The following is a 20,376-nucleotide window of genomic DNA, read 5'->3' on the forward strand; positions in this document are numbered from 1 at the left end:
GGCAAGCAAATAGAGTAAAGTAACTTTTGTACGATTTGTAGAATGATGCAGGTTGATCAGACGGTCTATACGACCCTCAAAGAGCGGCTAAAAGAAATTTTTGGGTTCAGTCAGTTCCGGGGCGATCAGGAAGCCATTATTCACAGTATCCTGGCGGGACGTAATACATTTGTCATTATGCCTACCGGAGCAGGCAAGTCGTTGTGCTACCAACTGCCCGCTATCGTCAGTGAGGGCACTGCTATTGTGATTTCACCGCTGATTGCCTTAATGAAAAATCAGGTCGATCAGCTGAACGCCTTCGGCATAAACGCCCAATTCCTGAATTCGACGCTGTCAAAAGCGGAAATGAATAAGGTTAAGAAAGATACACTCGACGGTTCGCTAAAGCTACTTTACATTGCTCCTGAGTCTTTAACGAAAGAGGAAAACTTGGATTTTTTGAAGAAAGCCAACATTTCCTTTGTCGCGATTGATGAAGCCCACTGTATATCGGAATGGGGCCATGATTTCCGGCCAGAATACCGGAAAATTCGTGGCATCGTCGATAATATCGGCAACCTCCCCGTGATTGCGTTAACCGCCACGGCTACGCCCAAGGTCCAGCAGGATATTCAAAAAAACCTGCAGATGGAAGAGGCCGACGTGTATAAGACGTCGTTCAACCGCAAAAATCTGTACTACGAGATCAAGCCGAAAGTCGACGCCAAAAAGCAGCTGATCAAGTACGTTAAGCAGAATAAAGGCAAGTCGGGCATCGTGTATTGCCTGAGCCGCAAAACGGTTGAGGAAATTGCTGAACTCTTAAATGTTAACGATGTAAAAGCATTACCGTACCATGCCGGGCTCGATCCGCAAACGCGGATGGCTAATCAGGATGCGTTCCTGAATGAAGATGTGGATGTAATCTGCGCTACCATAGCTTTCGGAATGGGCATCGATAAGCCCGACGTTCGGTTCGTGATCCACTACGACGCGCCAAAATCGCTCGAAGGGTATTATCAGGAAACGGGCCGGTCTGGTCGTGATGGGCTGGAGGGAAACTGTGTCATGTTCTACAGTTACGATGACATCGTTAAACTCGAAAAATTTAATAAAGATAAGCCGGTTACCGAACGGGATAACGCTAAGCATTTACTGTCTGAAATGGTGTCATACGCCAATCTGGGCGTTTGTCGTCGTCGACAATTGCTAGGGTATTTCGGGGAATTTCTCGAAAAAGATTGCGGATTCTGTGATAACTGTCTTAAGCCGGCTGAGAAGTATAAAGTGCAGCATGAGGTTGTCCTCGCCTTACAGACCGTTTTGCAAACCGATCAGCGTTTCGACGCCAGCCACCTAGCCGACGTATTAACTGCTACGTCGAACCAATACGTAACGAGTTACGAACACGACCGGCTGGATGTATATGGCAAAGGTCGGGAATTCAACGAAACCGCCGAGTTTTGGTGCTCTCTGATCAAGCAGATCACGATTTACGGATACATCGAGAAAGACGTTGATAATTACGGTATTCTTAAGCTGACACAACGCGGTTTAAATTACATCGAGGATCCGTATCCGATTACGCTTTCCAAAGATCACGATTACGACCAGCAAGTAGCCGATAAGGACGACGACGACAAGGATACCGCACCGTCGTCGGGGGGAGCTGCTTACGATGAAGAGTTGCTTGGGCTGCTCAAAGCACTTCGTAAGAAAATAGCGAAGGAAAAGAACCTGCCTCCCTACGTTATCTTCCAGGATCCGTCTATGGAAGAAATGGCTACTACGTATCCTACTACCCGTGAGGAGATGGCGCAGATTAACGGCGTCGGTATGGGTAAGGTACAGAAGTTCGGAAGGCCTTTTATTGACCTGATTACGAAGTACGTCGAAGACAACGAGATCGAGACCGCCAAAGACGTTGTCATCAAATCGACGGTCAATAAGTCGAAGGTTAAAATCTTTATCATCCAGCAAATCGATCGCAAAGTTGATCTGGATGAGATTGCCGAGGCAAAGTCGCTCTCCATGGAGGAGTTAATGGAGGAGATCGAGCATATCTGTTATTCAGGTACGCGCTTGAACCTCGATTACTACATCAACCAAGTGATGGACCCGGACCGGCAAGACGAAATTTTTGACTATTTCATGCAGGCTGAAACCGATAATATTGCCACGGCTATGCGCGAGTTTGGGGGGGATGATTTCACCGAACAAGACCTGCGCTTGATGCGTATCAAATTCTTATCGGAAGTAGCAAACTAAGAAATTATGATTCAGGGCCAATCTATCGTCTGTGAATCATCCATCGCAACGGGGTCGCCCGTGCGTTCGTACATCAAACATGAATATACTACTACTAGGTTCGGGCGGTCGTGAACATGCCTTTGCATGGAAGTTATCACAAAGTCCGTTATGTGATGCCCTGTTTGTTGCGCCGGGTAATGCCGGAACAGCGCAAGTGGCAACTAACCTACCAATAAGTTATAACGATTTTACCAGTATTCTGGAGGCCGTGCGTGAGCACAAAATCGAGTTAGTAATTGTTGGTCCTGAAGAGCCCTTAGTGAAGGGGATTGTTGATTTTTTGCGCCAGCAGCCTGATCTGAGCGACTTGCGGATTGTCGGCCCTGATGCACAGGGCGCGCAGTTGGAAGGAAGTAAAGATTTCTCGAAGCAGTTCATGGTGCGCAACGGCATCCCTACGGCTGTCTCGCAAACGTTTACTGCGTCAACGCTAGCGGAAGGGCTTGCTTATCTGGAAACACACGCACTGCCTGTCGTGATTAAGGCTGATGGCCTGGCCGCCGGAAAGGGCGTAATTATTGCCGAAACGCTCGTTGAAGCGCAATCGGCCATGCGCGATATGCTCGACGGACAAAAGTTTGGCGAAGCAGGCAGCAAGGTGGTTGTAGAGCAGTTTTTGCGTGGTGTCGAACTGTCCGTATTTGTCCTGAGTGATGGTGAGAGCTACAAAACTCTACCCGAAGCCAAAGATTATAAGCGCATAGGCGAGCAGGATACCGGCCCTAATACGGGAGGCATGGGTGCTGTTTCGCCGGTAGTTTTTGCGAATGAATCGTTTCTGCAAAAAGTTGATGATAAGGTTGTTAAACCCACGTTAGCTGGCTTGAAGCAGGAGGGCATTCGCTATCAGGGTTTTATTTTTATCGGCCTGATGAAAGTAAACGGCGAACCGTTTGTGATTGAGTACAATGCGCGAATGGGTGACCCCGAAACGGAAGTCGTTTTACCCCGAATTCAGAACGATTTTGTTGAACTGATGGTGGCTACGGCCGATGGCGAACTAGATAAAATTGCCCTTCAGATATCTACTCAGACGGCCGTAACAACGGTTGTTGTATCGGGTGGCTACCCTGATGAATACGCAAAAGGTAAAATCATTACGGACCTCGAGCGTTTAGAAGATGTGATGGCGTTCCATGCGGGAACGATGGCCCAAAATGGTCACGTATTGACCAACGGTGGACGAGTGCTGGCCCTTACGGCTCAGGCAAACTCGTTAGAAAACGCCGTTCGCAAGTCGCAGGAAGCGGCCCGAACGGTGCAATTTGATGGAAAGCAGTACCGGAAAGATATTGGGCTCGACCTGATTCGGTACTCCGATTAACCGAGGTATAACGTTGTAGCGCTGCCAAGTTTAATAGTCCTGCCGGATACAAACTTTGCGACTCTACACCCTTATAGCTTCATAACGATAGGTATATGTCTTGTAAATCCTGTGCAACCGGCGGGTGTGGAACCCAACGCGGAGCATCTGATGGTCAGAAAACGGCCACAACAGGTTGCGGAAGCGGAGGGTGCAGCACCGGAGGTTGCAATAAATTGAATTCATTCGACTGGCTGAGCGATATTGCCATGCCAGGCATGAAACGATACGACGTTGTTGAGGTTAAATTCAAAGGTGGACGTAAAGAATATTACCGCAATGTTCACCAGCTTAATCTGATAACGGGCGACTATGTAGTCGTCGAAATGCAGTCTGGGTACCATGTTGGCGCTGTTTCGCTGCAAGGTGAACTGGTTCGTCTTCAGGTGAAAAAACGGAACGTCAAAATCACGGACGATACCAAAGTTATTCACCGCGTTGCCACGCCGAAGGATATGGAGCGCCACGAGCAGGCTGTATTACGTGATTTGCCCGCTCTGTATCGTTCCCGCGAAATTATTCGTGAGCTTAAGCTGAATATGAAATTGTCCGACGTAGAGTTTCAGTCGGATAACACGAAAGCAACATTTTATTATTCGTCGGAGGAGCGCGTCGACTTCCGGGAGCTCATCAAGATGCTGGCCAGTGAGTTCAAAGCCCGCATTGAAATGCGCCAGATCAGCCTGCGTCAGGAGGCTGGGCGGTTAGGCGGAATTGGCTCATGTGGACGGGAACTATGCTGTTCGACCTGGTTGACAGACTTTAAAAACATTGCTACCTCCGCGGCCCGGTATCAGAACCTATCCTTAAATCCGGCAAAGTTGTCAGGCCAGTGCGGTCGGCTGAAATGCTGCCTGAACTATGAGCTGGATACGTATATGGACGCCCTGCGTGATATTCCGACGGTTGAGAAGCCCCTGGAAACGCAGAAAGGCCGTGCTTATCTACAGAAGACGGATATTTTCCGTAAACTGATGTGGTTTGGCTACGGATCAGAAAGCACTTGGCACCCTCTGCCCATCAGTCGCGTGCTCGAAATAGCGGAGTTGAACAAACGGGGCATCATACCCGAGTCGTTTGACGTCTTAACGCCCATTGGTGAGAAAGAGCCGGTAACGGCCGCAGCTCTCAACAGTGATTTGCAGAAGCTGGACGCCAAATACGCAACCCGGCCTGCAAAGAAGAAAAAGAAGAAGGCTAAAGGAGGAGGTAATCCAACAAGACCGGCCTCTGGTGATAAAGCCTGATCATACAATAAGCCCGATAGTGAAGTTATCGGGCTTATCTGTTTAATCTTGTCTAGAGCGTCCTGCTTTTGTCGTGATTATGACCATTCCATTTTTGACGTTCTTGCCGTATAAAACTGTGGCTTTTTTCCCTTCTAAAAAATTAACTGAAGCTACCTCTTGCTGTTTGAGTTGTCTCAGCTGAGCGGCTGTGGCAGCCTGGCCATCCAAGATATAATAGGCCGTTGTTACGTTCGACTTAGGGTGTAGCCATGCCGGAGCCGCTTTTGCCACGGCAGGACTTTGGGCGGGCAACAGACGATAATTTGTATCGAGCCGGGTGCCGGGTATTGTCATGGCAGAAGGCGCTAACCTCGACCTGGTAGCATTTGCCGACCGGCCGGGTAACGTATCAGCCTGGCTGGGCGATTCACAAAATCCTGAATACGTAGCAAAAAGAAACAAGGTGTATAAAACCATCCGGCGCGTTTTCATATAGTCTGTTCTGTTGAACAATCGTTAGATGAAAAAGGCACCAGTTCGTTTAAGATGTATCCGCCTGTTTTTGAGTACTACGTCAGAAATCGCCCGTATAGAATGGGCTAAATACGTAATAACTGCTGTCGCGTTTAGCTCGCTTAGGTGCTGTTTGGATGTGTAGCTCAAACCGACGTAACGGACGATCGGCCCTGAACCAGTCAGTATACGGCCGCTCCCGGGTGTATAAGCGAGCGACTTCCCGCACGTGAACGGTCGATACGTCCGCTGGAGTGGCGGGTAAGTTATTGATAAAAATATCGGTGTCTTTACTGTACTCATCATACACCTTGAGGTGTTCGTTTTTTGTTCGCTCTACCAATGCATCCGGGTTATGAAAAAAAGTAGCTTCTAAAAGTTGGTTCATGTTGAATGAGCTCGTTTCGCCGAACGGATGCCGCGAGATGGCCGCTGCCTGTAGCAACGTAAAGAATTGCTTGCGCCTTCTGTCGAACGTAATGGCTTTGGGGCTGGTCTGAATAAAAATCTGATACGGCTTTGCCTGGGTATCAATGGTTGACTCATGCTCCCACTGGTGCATAACAAACAGTTCTTTGATGAATTCCGGGGAGAGTTGAGTTAACGATTCTGGCAATGCTTCCTTACCATTGATGTACACAGCAGCCGAATATTTATAGTCGTCGGGAATAATCAGTCGATCACCTTTTACGTGCAAAAGAATCGGTTTAGTGTGGATAACGTGTACCTCATGCTTTGTTTCGAACAAAGCCATCTGGCGATACCAGGTCCCTTTGTCTTCTAAATCAATAACCAGGGCGCGGGTCGGTGTTGTGGCGGGCAATGCGTTCGGTTTGAGAACCTGATCCACAAGCCGTAGAGTATCGTCGGTATGTCGACACGCCAGCACCATGAGCCCAATCACTACAACCCACATTCCATAACGAGCGTAAGCCCACCCGTTCGACCGCCGACGGTTCATCATGCTAATTCGCTGGCGTAAATTCGAGCGGCCGAAATTAACCGCCAGGCTGGGTTGCCCTACTGATAGACTGACTTTGAGTAGATTATACTGATAAGCTTTGCTATCGACGCCCTCGGCCAGAACGGTTCGGTCGGCACTGAATTCCAGCGTTTGCAGCAGTAAGCGTTTGAAGAGGTAAACCGCCGGATTGAACCAGAAGACAATACATACAATTTCGACAGAGATCGTATCCAAGCTATGCCATTTCTGAACGTGAACCCGCTCGTGCCGTAAAATCTGCTCGAATTCGTCGGTCGTATGCTGATTTGGGTTGAGGACAACCCAGCTGAAAAACGAAAATGGTGATGCTACGTGCTCACTTTTCACAAGCGTAAACTGGTCGTACGCTTCCCGCTCCGATCGGCTAATAAGGCGGAAAAGCGCCACAAGTTGTACAATGAGCCGGACTAATAGTATCAGGAGCCCACCGACGTAGATGATACGTAACCCATTCTGCCAGTTCCAGTCAAAAGTCGGACTAGGGGTAGATTGCAGAGCGGAATACGTTCGACCGTTCGGGAACGTAATAAACACGTCTGGACGAGCGGGAGACGCTGGCAGTATCTTCGGTACGATGGCCTGCGCTGTCTGTTGCATAACCGTTCGGACGGGTTGTGGACGCCAGTCGGGTAGTTCCAGCAAGGGCAGTAGAACCGCTCCGGCCAGGCCGACCCAAAGCGCTAGTCGGTTGGCACCAAAAAATGTTTCCCGACGAAGCAAACTGTAAAAAGCAATGCTAACGACGGCCAACAGGCTATTAACCAACACGACGTAACGCAGGGTCTCCATAATCTCTAACAGTGCATAGTTGACTGGGTAGAAATTATTTCTTTTCAATCATTGCCAGAATCTCACGCAGTTCTTCCGCCGATATTTTCTCGTGCTGAGCAAAGTAACTAACCAGGTTTTTGTACGAGTTATCGAAGTAATCGCCCACGACTTTCTTCAGCACGAAGCGATTCTGATAATCTTCCTTCGTAATGATGGGGTAATACTCGTGCGTATTCCCGTAAGCCCGGTGACCCACGTAGCCTTTTTCTTCCAGATTACGGACGATAGTCGATACTGTATTGTAGTGCAGGGGCGGGTTCGTAAAGTGAGGAACCATGTCCTTTACGTAGGCCTGGTCCATCTTCCATAACACCTGCATCACTTCTTCTTCTTTAGCGGTCAATTTTTCCATAGGACAAACCTAAAACTATTTCTTTCGTTTGCAAACTACCGACATAGTTTTTTAGCGTTTGGCAAGCCAGCAGCCGGGTCGTAGCTTTGTAATCTATTCAACAGAGGTATGAAACAATTCGGACTAGTGCTTGTCATTGCCTGGCTGGCTCTCAGCTGTGACACAAATGCAGTCTACAAAGAATATACGGACATCGAAGACGGGAAGTGGTTTGTGAAGAATGCCCCCTCGTTCACGTTTGAGATCGAAGATGCGTCCGTACCGTATAATATCTATTACAACCTACGTAACAGCCTTTCGTATGGCTATTACAACCTGTATTTAACGCGCTACCTGCGGGATGCAAGCGGGAAGGAAATCGAATCGCGGTTGGATGAACTTCTCCTGATGGATCCGAAAACCGGGAAGCCAAATGGCGACGGGCTCGGTGACATCTTTGACCATAAATTCCTGATGAAGCGCAACTACCGCTTTCCAAAGCCCGGTAAATACACCATGCAGATTCGCCAGTATATGCGCCAGGACCCACTGCTCAACATTTTAAGTGTGGGTATTACAGTCGAAAAGGTGGCTTCTGCTAAATAAATCATTGAGTATGCTGATGTTGCTTCAACTGCTGCGTAAGAACCGTTTCTTCTTTTTGCCGTATGCATTCGCGTTGGCTGTTGTGGGTATCCTACAAGTGCTGTACACTCAGGAGCAATTGATGCAATGGGTAAACGTCCGGAATCACCCGGTTGCCGATCTTTTTTTTACGTATACTACGTATCTTGGCGATGGTGCATTCTTCGTGCTGGTTTGTGTTGCATTAGTAATCTATAACCGACGTATCGGTTTTATAGCCTTCTGTAGTTTCGCCTTGTCATCACTAACGTCGCTGTTTCTCAAAACCATTGTATTTCCAGGCTCACCGAGGCCGCTGAAGTTTTTTGAGCACTCGACCTACGAGTACCACATGATCGAGGGCCTGGATATTTACAGTTACAATAGTTTCCCCTCTGGCCACACTACGTCTGCTTTTGCAATTTTCAGCTTATTGGCTTTTTTAGATACAAATAAGAATAGGGGATGGCTATTTCTGGCGCTAGGGGTTTTGACGGGCTATTCGCGGGTTTACTTATTTCAACACTTCGTTGAAGATACCTATGTCGGTTCGCTTGTCGGAACGATCTCGTCGATGATCATTTATTTAACGCTGCAACGTTGGATGACGCTCCAAAATTTAACCAACGATTAGCCGGGTTTTCCTACCTTTGTTTTGCTCCCAATCGAACCATTGCCGAGGAGGAGCCGTTACTTCGATACATACTAAAAAACTAAATCGCTTCGGCGACACCTCATGAGCGACGCCATCAAACATGAGTGCGGCATTGCCCTAATCAGGCTCCGCAAACCGTATCAATACTACATTGATAAATACGGTACGGCTCTATACGGAGCTAATAAACTTTACCTGTTAATGGAAAAGCAGGTGAACCGGGGCCAGGACGGAGCCGGAGTTGCTAATATAAAACTCGAAGTGCCGCCCGGCCACCGCTATATCAGTCGCTATCGTTCGGTTGACCAGCGTCCTGTAACGGACATCTTCGAAAAGCTCAATAAGAAGTTTCGGAAAGCGGTAAAAGGCAATAAAGACAAGGCTAAGAACGCCCAATGGCTTCAGGAGAACGTAGCGTTTACGGGCGAAGTCTGGATGGGGCACCTGCGTTACGGGACCCACGGTGCCAACGAAATTGAGAATTGCCATCCCATGCTTCGGCAGAGTAACTGGCGCAGTCGCAATCTGGTCATGGCGGGTAATTTCAACATGACCAACGTAGATGAGTTGTTCGATAAACTCGTTTCGCTGGGCCAGCATCCTAAAGAGAAAGTGGACACCGTAACGGTGATGGAGAAGATCGGCCACTTTCTTGACGAAGAGAATCAGCGCGTGTTCGACCGCTTCAAGGGCATCTACGAAAATCCGGTTTTATCAGATATAATCGAGGATAATCTCGATCTTCAACGCGTATTACACCGGTCTTGCCGCGATTTCGACGGAGGCTACGCCATGGTTGGTATGACGGGATACGGAGCTGCCTTTGTGGCGCGTGATCCGGCCGGTATTCGCCCCGCTTATTATTACGCTGACGATGAAGTTGTAGTGGTGGCTTCGGAGAAGCCAGCGATTAAAACAGCGTTCAACGTTGACTACAGCGCAATCCAGGAAGTAAAGCCCGGTCATGCGCTGATTATTGATAAATACGGGGAGTACGCTGAACAGCAGTTTGTAAAGCCCACCGAAAAGCGGTCATGCAGTTTCGAGCGGATCTACTTCTCGCGGGCTACTGACCCGGATATCTACAACGAGCGCAAGACGTTAGGTAAACTGCTGGTTCCGCAGATTCTTGAGGAAATTGATTATGATTTAGAGAATACGGTTTTCTCGTATATACCAAACACCGCCGAAACCGCCTTTTTTGGCATGGTCGAAGGCCTGGAAGAGTATCTCTACAAGCAACGGAAGAAAGCAATTATGGAAGGCATCCTGTTCGAACAGGATCTGGACCGCGTTCTTTCATTCCGACCCCGGGTCGAAAAGCTGGTGTCTAAAGACGTTAAGTTACGGACATTCATTACAGATGATGCCCAGCGCGATGATATGGTGTCGCACGTGTACGACACTACGTTTGAAGTAATCAAAAAGGGTAAGGATAACGTAGTCGTTGTCGATGACTCAATTGTACGGGGAACTACGCTCGAAAAGAGCATCCTTAAGATGCTGGATCGGCTGGGTCCTAAGAAGATAATCATTGTATCGTCAGCTCCTCAAATTCGTTTTCCAGACTGCTACGGCATCGATATGTCGAAGGTTAAAGAGTTTGTTGCATTCCGGGCGGCTCTCGAACTTCTTCGCGAACGTGGTCAGGAAGAATTGATGGATGAAATTTATGCCCAATGCGTTGCTGCTATCGAATCGGGTAACGCTACGAATCAGAATTATGTAAAAGCCCTGTTTGAGCCGTTTACTCACGAGGAATTGTCAGACAAGGTTGCCCAGATCGTAACGCCCACTGGTTTGAACGCTGAAGTCGCCGTTGTTTATCAAACTGTGGATAATTTGCACAAAGCCTGCCCAAATCACTCCGGCGACTGGTATTTCACGGGCAACTATCCAACGCCTGGCGGAAACAACGTTGTCAACAAAGCTTTCGTAAACTTTATGGAAGGCAAACTGGTACGCGCTTACTAGCGATTGTATTATAAAACGAAAAAGGCTAACTGAAAACCAGTTAGCCTTTTTCGTTTTGATACGTAGTGAGTTATTTTCTCCAGGCCAGCGCATTGATGTTGGCGCCGATTTTCTGGCCTTCGGTAAGCCCTGTTTCGTTGTCCTGCTTGGTATGTATATTCCCGTAAAAACGTGAGTCCGCCGACTCTTGTGCCGCTTGCATAAACGACGTAAATGTTCGGGGTTTAAAGTCGACATTACGTTGAGCATCTCTTGTCCGGCCGATGTGCGAGTCGTCGGTGAACGAGAAATTATCCCCGTATAAAGCCGTAAGTACCGTTGCCGCCGACGATGATTGGGTAGCATGGCCAGACGGGTACCCCGGGAATGGTGGTGCTGGCCAGAATGGAATCCATTTAGGGTCAATAGCCAGCCGAACATAGGAATACGGTCGTATGTTATTAAAGACGAATTTGCACCGCCAGCATAGGATAAAGGCATCGGCTACCGATATGCCCGTACGAGCTAAGGTCTCAGCGGCTTTGGCCAGATCAGCTTTAGCAGTCACTATGGCGATACGAGCGATACTGTACGAGTGGCCAGGAGGGGTGAAGGTTTCGCCAGGATTATCAGCCCACCATACGGCAATCTCCTTTTCCGTTTGTGTCAAGTTCTTTGATTTTGCGTAAACATCCAGGTATTGCCCAAAAAACGCAGACTTCGTATCGGTTGAATAGGGTAACGGTTTAGGCATCGGCAGGTCATCGTTGGCTTTCAGAAAGGTACGTACCTGACCCCAGTAAGGCTGCATTGGAATTTTCTGCCCATTTTCAGTGGGTAGCCACAGACCAGGTCCCGTTGGCACAACATAACTGGCGGGAAAATTTCGAGCGTATCCTTCATGCCCACCATCCGATTTCGACCATTCGAAGATGGCATCGGCTATTTTCTTTCCGAAGTCAACGGATACCCGGTTAACGGACTCATCAGCCTCTTTGAACTGAGTAAATAAGGCTGTTTCGAGGGAGTCAATAGCTGCCTTGTTAGCTGCGTTCGTAGTTGGGTATAGGCTCCGCAGGATGGAAGCCTGAGCCGCGTTGGCACTTAACGCCCAGTTATAAGTCTTTCCCGATTCCGGCTGTGGCAACGCTATAAGGCCCTGTAATTGACCTGCCAGTGATTTATAAGTAGCCATTCCAGGAACAATGGCTTCGTACATAGTAACGCCAGCGTATCCATAGGCTCGTGCGGCTACCGGTGGCGTAAAACCAGGCGTTGTTTTGGTCAACTTTAGCTGCAGATCCGCCCATCTGGTGGCAACCTCGGCATCATACTGATTCGCTGCTTTTCCGCCTACAGTTGGTGAAGGCTCAACCTGGTCGGAAGGCTGCATTCGACAGGATTGCAGAAAAACCAGCAGCAAAAATGTCGCTGAAGTCCAGAAGTGGCTCCGTGTCGGCCTACTTGTAAGGTTGGGTGGAGCACTACATGTAACATGTATACGTTGTTTCATAATATGTACGGAAAAATGAAGATCAGCAAATCAATCAAGTAGCTGATTGTCACACGTAGCAGTTAGCAAAAACGCTGCCAGACTACGTATATACATACTGGCTATTCGATACCAGACGTACCGCCGAGCCGAGTTTCCGCGTAACTTTGGTAATCCAAGTTAATCCCATAGACTGAATGCGCATACCCGAAGAAACCGTTGACCGAATTCGTCAGTCTGCCGACATCCTGGAGGTAATAAACGACTTTGTTTCGCTGAAGAAGCGAGGTAGCAATTACATTGCCTGCTGCCCATTCCATAATGAAAAAACACCGTCGTTTAACGTGAATCCAACGCGTCAAATCTATAAATGCTTTGGGTGCGGAAAGGCGGGAGATGCGGTACGGTTTATCATGGATATTGAGAATATCGGCTATGGTGAAGCACTCCGGTATTTAGCCAAAAAGTATGGTATTGACATTGAAGAGCAGGAGCAAACGCCCGAAGATCTGTTACGTCAGAATGAACGGGAGAGTTTGCTGATTGTACTCAACTTTGCGAAAACGTTCTTTCAGGAAACGCTTCATAATACCGACGAAGGCAAAAGTATTGGCTTGAGTTATTTTCGGGAGCGCGGCCTGTCGAACCCAACTATTGACGCGTTTGAACTAGGCTATACGTTCGATCAGTGGGACGCGCTCTTAAAGGAAGGATTACGCAGGGGGTACAGTCAGGACTTGCTTGAAAAGGCAGGTTTGATCTTGTCCAAAGAAGGCGGAAAGGTGTTTGACCGGTTCCGGGGACGGGTTATGTTTCCCATCCACAACGTATCGGGCCGTGTGATTGCCTTTGGCGCACGGATCTTAAAAACGGATAAGAACCAGCCCAAATACCTGAATTCGCCGGAGACGGCGGTGTACCATAAAAGCCAGGTGCTGTATGGTATATACCAAGCCAAGCAAGCCATACGTCAGGAAGATGTCTGCTATCTAACCGAGGGCTATACCGACGTAATATCGTTATACCAAGCAGGGATTAAGAACGTAGTGGCCTCATCGGGTACATCGTTAACTACCGAGCAGATTCGACTGATTGCCCGTTTCACACCAAACGTCACCATCTTGTACGACGGCGACGCAGCAGGCATCAAAGCCGCTCTCCGGGGCCTGGATATGGTGCTGGAAGAGGGCTTAAACTTAAAACTCCTACTGCTGCCTGACGGAGAAGACCCCGACAGTTACGTGCATAAAGTTGGCGCTGATGCGTTCAAAACCTACATTCAGCAAAATTCGCAGGACTTTATTGACTTCAAAGCCAGTCGATGGCTGTCCGAAGCCGGTGATAATCCGTTAAAGCGTGCGGAAGGTATATCGGACGTTTGTGCTACGATAACTAAAATACCTGACCCACTTAAGCGTCAAACTCTTTCGCAGCGGGTCGCTCAGGTTTTTCACGTCAGCGAACAATCGGTTATCTCCGAAATAAACCGGCTCATTCGCAAGCAGCAGGATCAGCACAAAAAAGACTATGATCGTCAGCAGGACCGTCAGCAACGGCAACAGACTGATTCAACTAAGCCAAGCTCCGGTGAACAGTCAATTGATGACATTAACGCGCTGTTACAGGGCTTAAGCATTGATACGGTTGATGAGCCTGAAACAATAGCTGCGCCTTTCGGAAAGCCGCTTCCGATAGAGCCTGTAAAGGCCGTACGGACTCCAATATCCTTCCAGGAGGAAGAGTGTGTGCGGTTGCTGATAAACTACGGAACGCGAGAACTGGAGCCCGGTATTACATTGTGCCAATACATACTCGACGAGCTCCATGAGATCAACTTCCAGACTGCTCCGTTTGACTTAATTTTGACGTTGTTCAGAGAAGCGTACAGCGGAGGAAAAACACTGACGGCTACCGATTTCCTGAACCGCCGGGCAAGTGAAGACAACACCATTCAACAGGAGGCTATTAACCTCACTACGCCCCGATATGAAATAAGTGAAGGGTGGCTAAAGCATGAAATCCACGTGCCTTCAGAAGAAGAAATTGGCATCCTGGCGGATGCCGCCTACCGTAATATCTTACGTATCAAAAAAATGCTTGCTGAACAGCGGATGGCCGTACTGCAACAGCAGCTTCGGGAATCGATGAGTAAAACGCCTGAGGAAGCTGATCAACTGTTGCTGGAGTTTATGCATTTCAAGCGGATCGATATGGAAATATCGAACCTGCTTGGCACCGTAATATCTGGGTAGCCCTTAAACATGTAAAAGCCTCAATTACATAATTGAGGCTCTACCTTTATCAATAGGGGAGGGTGAACACTATGCTTGAGCTACCGTAGTAGCGCCTAATAGCTCGGCATCAATTTCCCGATTCAATTCGCCCAGAAGGCTGGCATGAGAACGGAGTTGGCCTGGCTTGGAAGGAAGTGCTGAACGACCTGACTTTTGACCAGTCATGTCCAGCAACAAAGTCATCAGTACGTCACTCATTTGCTTGCGAAGCGCAATGAGTCGACGAAGACGTGACCGGTCTGCTTTAGGTTGCCGACGAGCGGCCGCCTGCAATGTATTAATTACTTCAGTTAATTTTGCATACCGACGATGGAATGCTTCAGTCGCTTCTACCCACTCTATAATCACGCTTTGTATCTCCGCCGAGGACGCTTCGTAACCGGCCGGTACCTTTGTTTCTTCTTGATTCATCGCACAATTCTGAAATACATGTCTCGCAACTGATTGATCAAATGTAGCCCTGTATTACAGCTCTAAACAAGCCTGTTTGTATGAAATCACCATTTCTCCGGATGAAATCACCCAATTCATGCGTCAAATATTAGTGATTTCGTCCGGAGAATTGGTGATTTCATCCCGTACCCATTGTCAGGTTAACAAATTAGGAGTTACATTCAACCACCCATAAGCAGTATACACCATGGATCAAACAGCTACTGACTCAGAAGCCACTAAGAATTTTGCACTTCGTCGGCGCGATTTTTCGATACTTGTAGCACAGTCTGAAGTGTTCAATTGTGAAGTGCTTAGTCAGCTCCTTAAAGAACAAGGATATAATGTGGTGGGCCGTGCTGTTGAAATGGAGGATACTTTACAACAAATTCGGGTGAAGCGTCCGCAATGCGTAATCTTGGAATCGGAAATTTCTGGCCGGAGGAGCTTTGACATCGTGGAACAAATGCAGCAGTCAAACTTTCAGCCGAAATTTATCCTGTACACTAGTAAACCTGACTTGCGTATGGTGGCAGCCGCTATGCAAATGGGCTTTTTTGGCTTTTTGTACTCAAGTGATGGGCTGGATGAGCTGTATCGGTGTTTTCAGACGGTAAGTAATGGGGGGTGTTATTACAGTACCGGCTTTATGAATCTGCTTAAGAACTATGGAGTAGAAGTATTAGCCGAAGATACTCGTGATCAGCTAAATAGGTTAACCGATCGAGAACGTGAAGTACTGAAGATGATTGCAAACGGCCATACTGCTAATGAAATTGCTGACACGCTTGGAATTAGCTACCGAACCGCAATCAACCATAAAGCACATATAGCCAAAAAACTTGACTTAAGCAGTTGCCGGCAACTGCCTCGATACGGAATAGCCGTAAAAAATTACTTGTGAAATAGTCTAGGGAAGTTTGACTGGATCTGCGTCCGAATCGGCATAAAGTTGTTGGCTCCCTTGCAGCCACTCCCTAAATACTTGCATTCTTGCCCGAGGAACCACTATCTCGTAGCGATCAGGAGTGTTAAGCCGAACTATGTACTTACCATTCTCCCAATAGGCGTAATTCAACACGGCCTGCCGGTTGACTATATAATCACGTTTAATGCGATAAAATAAAGAAGGATCTAACTCGGCTTCTAATTCATTTAATGTCTTAGTTACCAGATAGCGACCTTTATCGAGGATAGCGTAATAAAAACGTTCCTCGATAGTAAAATAATAGACGTCGTTAACCGGAAAGTCCAACTCACCGTACGTATTCTTTCCTTTCAAGTGAGCGAGGTGAGGTGAAGGGGTGGTAGGAGTAGGCCTGGGTGTAAACGTAGCCGATAAGGCTAAGGCTTTCTGAGAAGCTTCTGCGGCTTGTGCTTCCGCTGCTTCCTGAGCTTCCCGCCGTTGTTGCAGATAATCATATAGGAGGGATACGTTTAAAGCAACGTATCCAATGATCACTATGGGAAATAAGTATTTAAAATACGTGTACCACGTGTAGGTATCGATGATGTAGCCATTCAGGTAGCCACTTAATGAGTAACTCGGGTACTGCTCGGATAGATACCGAATCGTTTGAGTTACCGGGTTAAATACTATAAACGAAACCGCGAAGAAAGGAAAGAACTGTAACTCGTATATGCTAATTGCCCGTAAGCTGTTTTCAACAGTGTTAATCTTGAACCAGCTATGAATCCGATTGATGAGAAACACCGTAATAAATGTTGTCACCAATTCCGGAATAACCATTACTCGGACAATAAGTCCTACGTATTTGAAGAAGCCTCCGGCTTCAGTCAACTTCTCTAGTTTAATGCGATAGGCTACAGACCAGGAAATGAGTTCAATAAACAGAAGAAGGCACAGCAATATCACTACGCTGTTCATCGGCTTGCTCAAAAAATGTCGCGTAAGTCGAATCTCCTTCATGCTGTCCTTATTCAAATCTTCGACTAAGATAGTGGTAATATTTAACTATTTCCAACTGCTGTTTGTGACTTTTTCGTGATTGTTGGCCCCTAGGGCGTGCAGTAGCTTTGTATCAACAAAACGGCGCAATAAAGCGCACTAAAAAACAAAGCAACTATAAACAATCAAATCACCATGAAAAAGCAATTCGCCATCCAGCCAGCTCAAATGTTGAAGAAAGTAGCAAAACAAATTGCTAAGTCGGAGTCAGCTAACATCCTTATGTTGCAGAAAGAAGGCGGTAAGTGCTGCGAATCTGTTGGCTATGATTTCAGCGGTCTTTCGAAGCCAGTGTTTTCTCTTTAATCTTTACATAGATCATGCCAACTGCGCGGCAACTCTATAATCAGGAACTAACTCGCTGCCGAGACCACTTCGAGCGGGTCGATCTACAGAAGGAGAGAGGGTATTTGATGAAGTTCACAACGTTTTCTGCAAACGTTCAGAACATATTACCCTCTGTCCCTCGTAGCGAGCACGAGACGATGTTTCGTGAACTGTTACTGCAACAAATCTTCACTACGTTTGATCAGAAATGCCTTACGGCTGGCGATCTAGTGAAGGTGCGTGGGATGAAGGACCTCCTTAAGCAGACGAATGGACCGAAGATATACTGTACGTATCACCTGGGTTCGTATCGATTGCTCACAAGTGTCTTGTTCCGGCGCGGGGTTGATTGCGTGCTGATGGTAGGTTCTAACATGAACCGTAGTCAGGGAGGAGATATGACAGAGCATATCGAAGCCCTTCGGCAAAAACACGGTTTAACAAACGTATTTCGCGTAGTAGAAGCGGGAAGTCCAGCAGCTGGCTTGACAGTACTACGCGAACTAAAGGCGGGTCGATCGTTGATTGTATATGTCGACGGAAGCCCCGAAACTGCCCCTGAACGAGGAGAGGAAGACAAATTTCTTTCCGTGCGGTTTGGTCAACGACGTGTGTTGACCCGCAAAGGGGTTGGTTATTTATCACATGCTGCTGGTGTGCCTATCGTACCGGTAGTTAGCTACCGCGAGCCTGATCTGACAAGTGTATTACACTGTCTCAAGCCCATCCGGCCGATCAGTCATAGTGATCGTGAGATGTATTGCCAGGAGGCCATGCAGCAGCTTTACGACGGATTCTGGCCTTATCTGGCTAAATATCCGGGGCAATGGGAAGGATGGAACTACATTCATTCGTTTCTGATGCCTGAAAAACTTAAAAATGGGGTCTTTGGCATTAAACCTGCCCGGCCTGCATTCAACCAGGAGCGTTATTCGCTGTGCGATCTTGAAGAAGCTCCGGTTTTATTTGATCGCAAACTCTATCAGACATATGAGATCACGGAAGACCTGCGGGATTTGCTTCTGAATCTCAATACGGTCGATTCTGTGGAGGAACTACTAGGGCAGGATATGTATAGTGAACTAATGGAGATGGAAGTTCTCTGTTAGATGCTACAACTCCCTAAAACGCGAAACGCTTAGATCCAATCTAAGCGTTTCGCGTTTTATCATGTGCGTAGTAAAAAATTACTACAGATTAGCACCTACTTCAATCTCTTCTCCGGACTTGTTGAAAAACTTGAAGTTCACAATACCCAATGAGCTATCTTTTACCAGCTTAACCCAGGTATTATATTTGAAAAACCACTGAACTTGCTTCGAATATAACCCTTTTGTATAATAAGCGTACAAAAATGGGTGCATCGAGACAGAAATTCCTCGCTCGTTTTGCTTGGTCAGCATATAATCCAGATTATTCTCGATCACATCTGTTACCAGTACGCTTGCCTGAATTGTACCCGTGCCACCACAGGTCGGGCAAACCTCGCGAGTTACTATATTCATCTCCGGCCGGACGCGTTGACGCGTTATCTGCATCAGGCCGAATTTCGTTAAGGGCAGAATCGTATATTTCGACCGATCTGTTTTCATTTCATCGCGCATGATGTCTTGTAGCAGTTTTTTATTTTCTGCTTTTTTCATGTCAATGAAATCAACGACGATGATACCGCCCATATCGCGCAGACGGAGCTGGCGCGCAATCTCTTTAGCCGCTTCCCGGTTAACACTAATAGCGGTGGCTTCCTGGTCTTCTTCGGAATTAGATTTATTACCGCTATTAACGTCGATTACGTGCAGGGCTTCCGTATGCTCAATGATCAGGTAACCACCACCCGGTAGGCTAACTGATCGCCCAAATAGAGACTTAAGTTGCTTCTCTAGTCCAAGCGCTTCGAAAACCTTTGTTTTACCGTTGTGGAGTTTAACGATCTTCTCCTTTTCGGGCGCGATAGTGTGAATGAAATTCCGAATCTCGTCAAACGATTCTTTCGTATCGACCGTAATGCTCTCGAAAGATTCATTAAGCATATCGCGAAGAATGGATGAAGCCCGGTTCATCTCGCCCAGAACCCGGTCACGGGGTTTAGCGTCGGCAAGCGTTTTAACGGCTTGTTCCCATTTCGCTAATGAGTTCTGTAGGTCGCGATCAAGCTCTTCAACATCTTTATCCTGTGCAACAGTACGTACAATGACGCCAAAGTTTTGTGGCTTTAGCGACGACATCAGCCGTAGCAACCGTGACCGTTCGGCACGGTCAGTAATCTTCTTAGAGAGATTTACACCGTCTGAAAACGGCACAAGTACCAGGTAGCGGCCAGCAATTGAAATGTCGCAGGAAAGGCGTGGACCTTTGGTTGAAATCGGTTCTTTAACTACCTGAACCAATATGGGGGCATTTTTCGTCAGTACCTTATCGATTTTCCCAATTTTCTCGATAGTCGGCTCTAGTTTCATGTTACTGATCCGACCGGTGGTGACGCGCTTGGCGATTACGTCTTTAACAAACTTATTGAGCGAATTTATATTCGGTCCTAAGTCCTGATAGTGCAAAAAACCGTCCTTATCGTGACCTACGTCCACGAAAGCGGCATTAAGGCCCGACGAAAGTTTTTTGACTGTTCCTAAGTAAAGATCGCCAACAGTAAAGCTGCTGTCTAACTCTTCTTCGTGATACTCCAGCAATCTCTTGTTATGCAAGAGTGCAATCCGATCACCTTTCTGAGTCGAACTGATTACTAATTCATTACTCACAAGATGAATTTACGGTTAGAATGGCTGTATAAAAAGAAAGAAGCCACGTTCGGGCTTCACAGACCGGCACGGGCTTCTACAAGAAGTGTTTTCAAAATTGAGTGCAGTGTTTTAAGCTTTAACTAATCATTTGGTAATTATAGCCTAAAAACGCCCGGCGGCCCGGTGAAAACTACTTTTTCTTATGCCGGTTTTTTCTGAGCCGTTTCTTCCGCTTGTGAGTTGCAATCTTGTGCCGTTTCCGTTTCTTACCGCAAGGCATAGTCTTTAAACAGTTTAAATAGTTAAAAATGTCTGTGGGCTATTTATTCCGTA

At 47.3% G+C, this 20,376-nt stretch carries 17 protein-coding genes; 10 read left to right on the forward strand and 7 right to left on the reverse strand.

The window, feature by feature from the left end; translation table 11 throughout:
• Positions 1 to 42 precede the first annotated feature (42 nt).
• The 3 genes from recQ (at position 43) to ACYVIY_RS15675 (ending at position 4,902) form a co-directional block, all read left to right on the forward strand.
• Positions 43 to 2,250, forward strand: coding sequence for a DNA helicase RecQ (recQ, locus tag ACYVIY_RS15665; protein ID WP_460977311.1), 2,208 nt, complete (start codon positions 43 to 45; stop codon positions 2,248 to 2,250).
• A 79-nt stretch (positions 2,251 to 2,329) separates the two neighbouring features.
• Positions 2,330 to 3,616: a phosphoribosylamine--glycine ligase gene (gene purD, locus ACYVIY_RS15670; protein WP_460977312.1), complete on the forward strand. Its 1,287-nt coding sequence runs from the start codon at positions 2,330 to 2,332 to the stop codon at positions 3,614 to 3,616.
• A gap of 95 nt (positions 3,617 to 3,711) precedes the next feature.
• Positions 3,712 to 4,902, forward strand: coding sequence for a PSP1 domain-containing protein (locus ACYVIY_RS15675; protein WP_460977313.1), 1,191 nt, complete (start codon positions 3,712 to 3,714; stop codon positions 4,900 to 4,902).
• 42 nt (positions 4,903 to 4,944) lie between these two features.
• Here ACYVIY_RS15675 and ACYVIY_RS15680 read toward each other — a convergent pair whose 3' ends face one another.
• The 3 genes from ACYVIY_RS15680 to ACYVIY_RS15690 all read right to left on the reverse strand — a co-directional run bounded on the left by ACYVIY_RS15680 (position 4,945) and on the right by ACYVIY_RS15690 (position 7,583).
• Positions 4,945 to 5,376 (reverse strand): hypothetical protein, encoded by a 432-nt coding sequence (locus tag ACYVIY_RS15680; protein WP_460977314.1) that lies wholly within the window; start codon positions 5,374 to 5,376, stop codon positions 4,945 to 4,947.
• Between the two features lie 82 nt (positions 5,377 to 5,458).
• Positions 5,459 to 7,189, reverse strand: coding sequence for a M56 family metallopeptidase (locus ACYVIY_RS15685; RefSeq protein WP_460977315.1), 1,731 nt, complete (start codon positions 7,187 to 7,189; stop codon positions 5,459 to 5,461).
• Positions 7,190 to 7,223: 34 nt separating this feature from the next.
• Complete coding sequence (locus tag ACYVIY_RS15690) at positions 7,224 to 7,583, reverse strand: BlaI/MecI/CopY family transcriptional regulator (protein ID WP_460977316.1); 360 nt, start codon at positions 7,581 to 7,583, stop codon at positions 7,224 to 7,226.
• 108 nt (positions 7,584 to 7,691) lie between these two features.
• On the opposite strand from ACYVIY_RS15690, the gene ACYVIY_RS15695 reads away from it, so the two are divergent.
• From ACYVIY_RS15695 to ACYVIY_RS15705, 3 genes are all read left to right on the forward strand, one after another.
• The gene (locus tag ACYVIY_RS15695; RefSeq protein WP_460977317.1) at positions 7,692 to 8,168 is read left to right on the forward strand and encodes a gliding motility lipoprotein GldH; all 477 of its coding nucleotides are present in this window, start codon (positions 7,692 to 7,694) and stop codon (positions 8,166 to 8,168) included.
• A 10-nt stretch (positions 8,169 to 8,178) separates the two neighbouring features.
• Positions 8,179 to 8,820 (forward strand): phosphatase PAP2 family protein, encoded by a 642-nt coding sequence (locus ACYVIY_RS15700; RefSeq protein WP_460977318.1) that lies wholly within the window; start codon positions 8,179 to 8,181, stop codon positions 8,818 to 8,820.
• Positions 8,821 to 8,922: 102 nt separating this feature from the next.
• Positions 8,923 to 10,815 (forward strand): amidophosphoribosyltransferase, encoded by a 1,893-nt coding sequence (locus ACYVIY_RS15705; protein ID WP_460977319.1) that lies wholly within the window; start codon positions 8,923 to 8,925, stop codon positions 10,813 to 10,815.
• 70 nt (positions 10,816 to 10,885) lie between these two features.
• Here ACYVIY_RS15705 and ACYVIY_RS15710 read toward each other — a convergent pair whose 3' ends face one another.
• On the reverse strand, positions 10,886 to 12,187 hold the full coding sequence (locus tag ACYVIY_RS15710; RefSeq protein ID WP_460977320.1) for a vanadium-dependent haloperoxidase: 1,302 nt from the start codon (positions 12,185 to 12,187) through the stop codon (positions 10,886 to 10,888).
• Positions 12,188 to 12,483: 296 nt separating this feature from the next.
• Between ACYVIY_RS15710 and dnaG the strand changes: the two genes are divergently transcribed.
• Positions 12,484 to 14,538: a DNA primase gene (gene dnaG, locus ACYVIY_RS15715; protein ID WP_460977321.1), complete on the forward strand. Its 2,055-nt coding sequence runs from the start codon at positions 12,484 to 12,486 to the stop codon at positions 14,536 to 14,538.
• A gap of 69 nt (positions 14,539 to 14,607) precedes the next feature.
• Here dnaG and ACYVIY_RS15720 read toward each other — a convergent pair whose 3' ends face one another.
• On the reverse strand, positions 14,608 to 14,991 hold the full coding sequence (locus ACYVIY_RS15720) for a hypothetical protein (protein WP_460977322.1): 384 nt from the start codon (positions 14,989 to 14,991) through the stop codon (positions 14,608 to 14,610).
• A 229-nt stretch (positions 14,992 to 15,220) separates the two neighbouring features.
• On the opposite strand from ACYVIY_RS15720, the gene ACYVIY_RS15725 reads away from it, so the two are divergent.
• Entirely contained in the window at positions 15,221 to 15,916 is a 696-nt protein-coding gene (locus ACYVIY_RS15725) for a LuxR C-terminal-related transcriptional regulator (protein ID WP_460977323.1), read from the forward strand.
• A 6-nt stretch (positions 15,917 to 15,922) separates the two neighbouring features.
• Here ACYVIY_RS15725 and ACYVIY_RS15730 read toward each other — a convergent pair whose 3' ends face one another.
• Positions 15,923 to 16,900, reverse strand: coding sequence for a LytTR family DNA-binding domain-containing protein (locus tag ACYVIY_RS15730; RefSeq protein ID WP_460977324.1), 978 nt, complete (start codon positions 16,898 to 16,900; stop codon positions 15,923 to 15,925).
• Positions 16,901 to 17,116: 216 nt separating this feature from the next.
• Between ACYVIY_RS15730 and ACYVIY_RS15735 the strand changes: the two genes are divergently transcribed.
• Positions 17,117 to 17,287, forward strand: a complete 171-nt coding sequence (locus tag ACYVIY_RS15735; RefSeq protein WP_460977325.1) for a hypothetical protein — start codon at positions 17,117 to 17,119, stop codon at positions 17,285 to 17,287.
• Between the two features lie 179 nt (positions 17,288 to 17,466).
• Entirely contained in the window at positions 17,467 to 18,417 is a 951-nt protein-coding gene (locus tag ACYVIY_RS15740; protein WP_460977326.1) for a lysophospholipid acyltransferase family protein, read from the forward strand.
• An 81-nt stretch (positions 18,418 to 18,498) separates the two neighbouring features.
• Here the strand turns inward: ACYVIY_RS15740 and ACYVIY_RS15745 are convergent, their stop codons facing one another.
• Positions 18,499 to 20,061 carry an Rne/Rng family ribonuclease gene (locus tag ACYVIY_RS15745; protein ID WP_460977327.1) on the reverse strand — a complete coding sequence of 521 codons (1,563 nt, stop codon included), beginning with the start codon at positions 20,059 to 20,061 and terminating at the stop codon, positions 18,499 to 18,501.
• Between the last annotated feature and the right edge of the window lie 315 nt (positions 20,062 to 20,376).

The sequence above is a fragment of the Spirosoma knui genome (genome assembly GCF_054780635.1).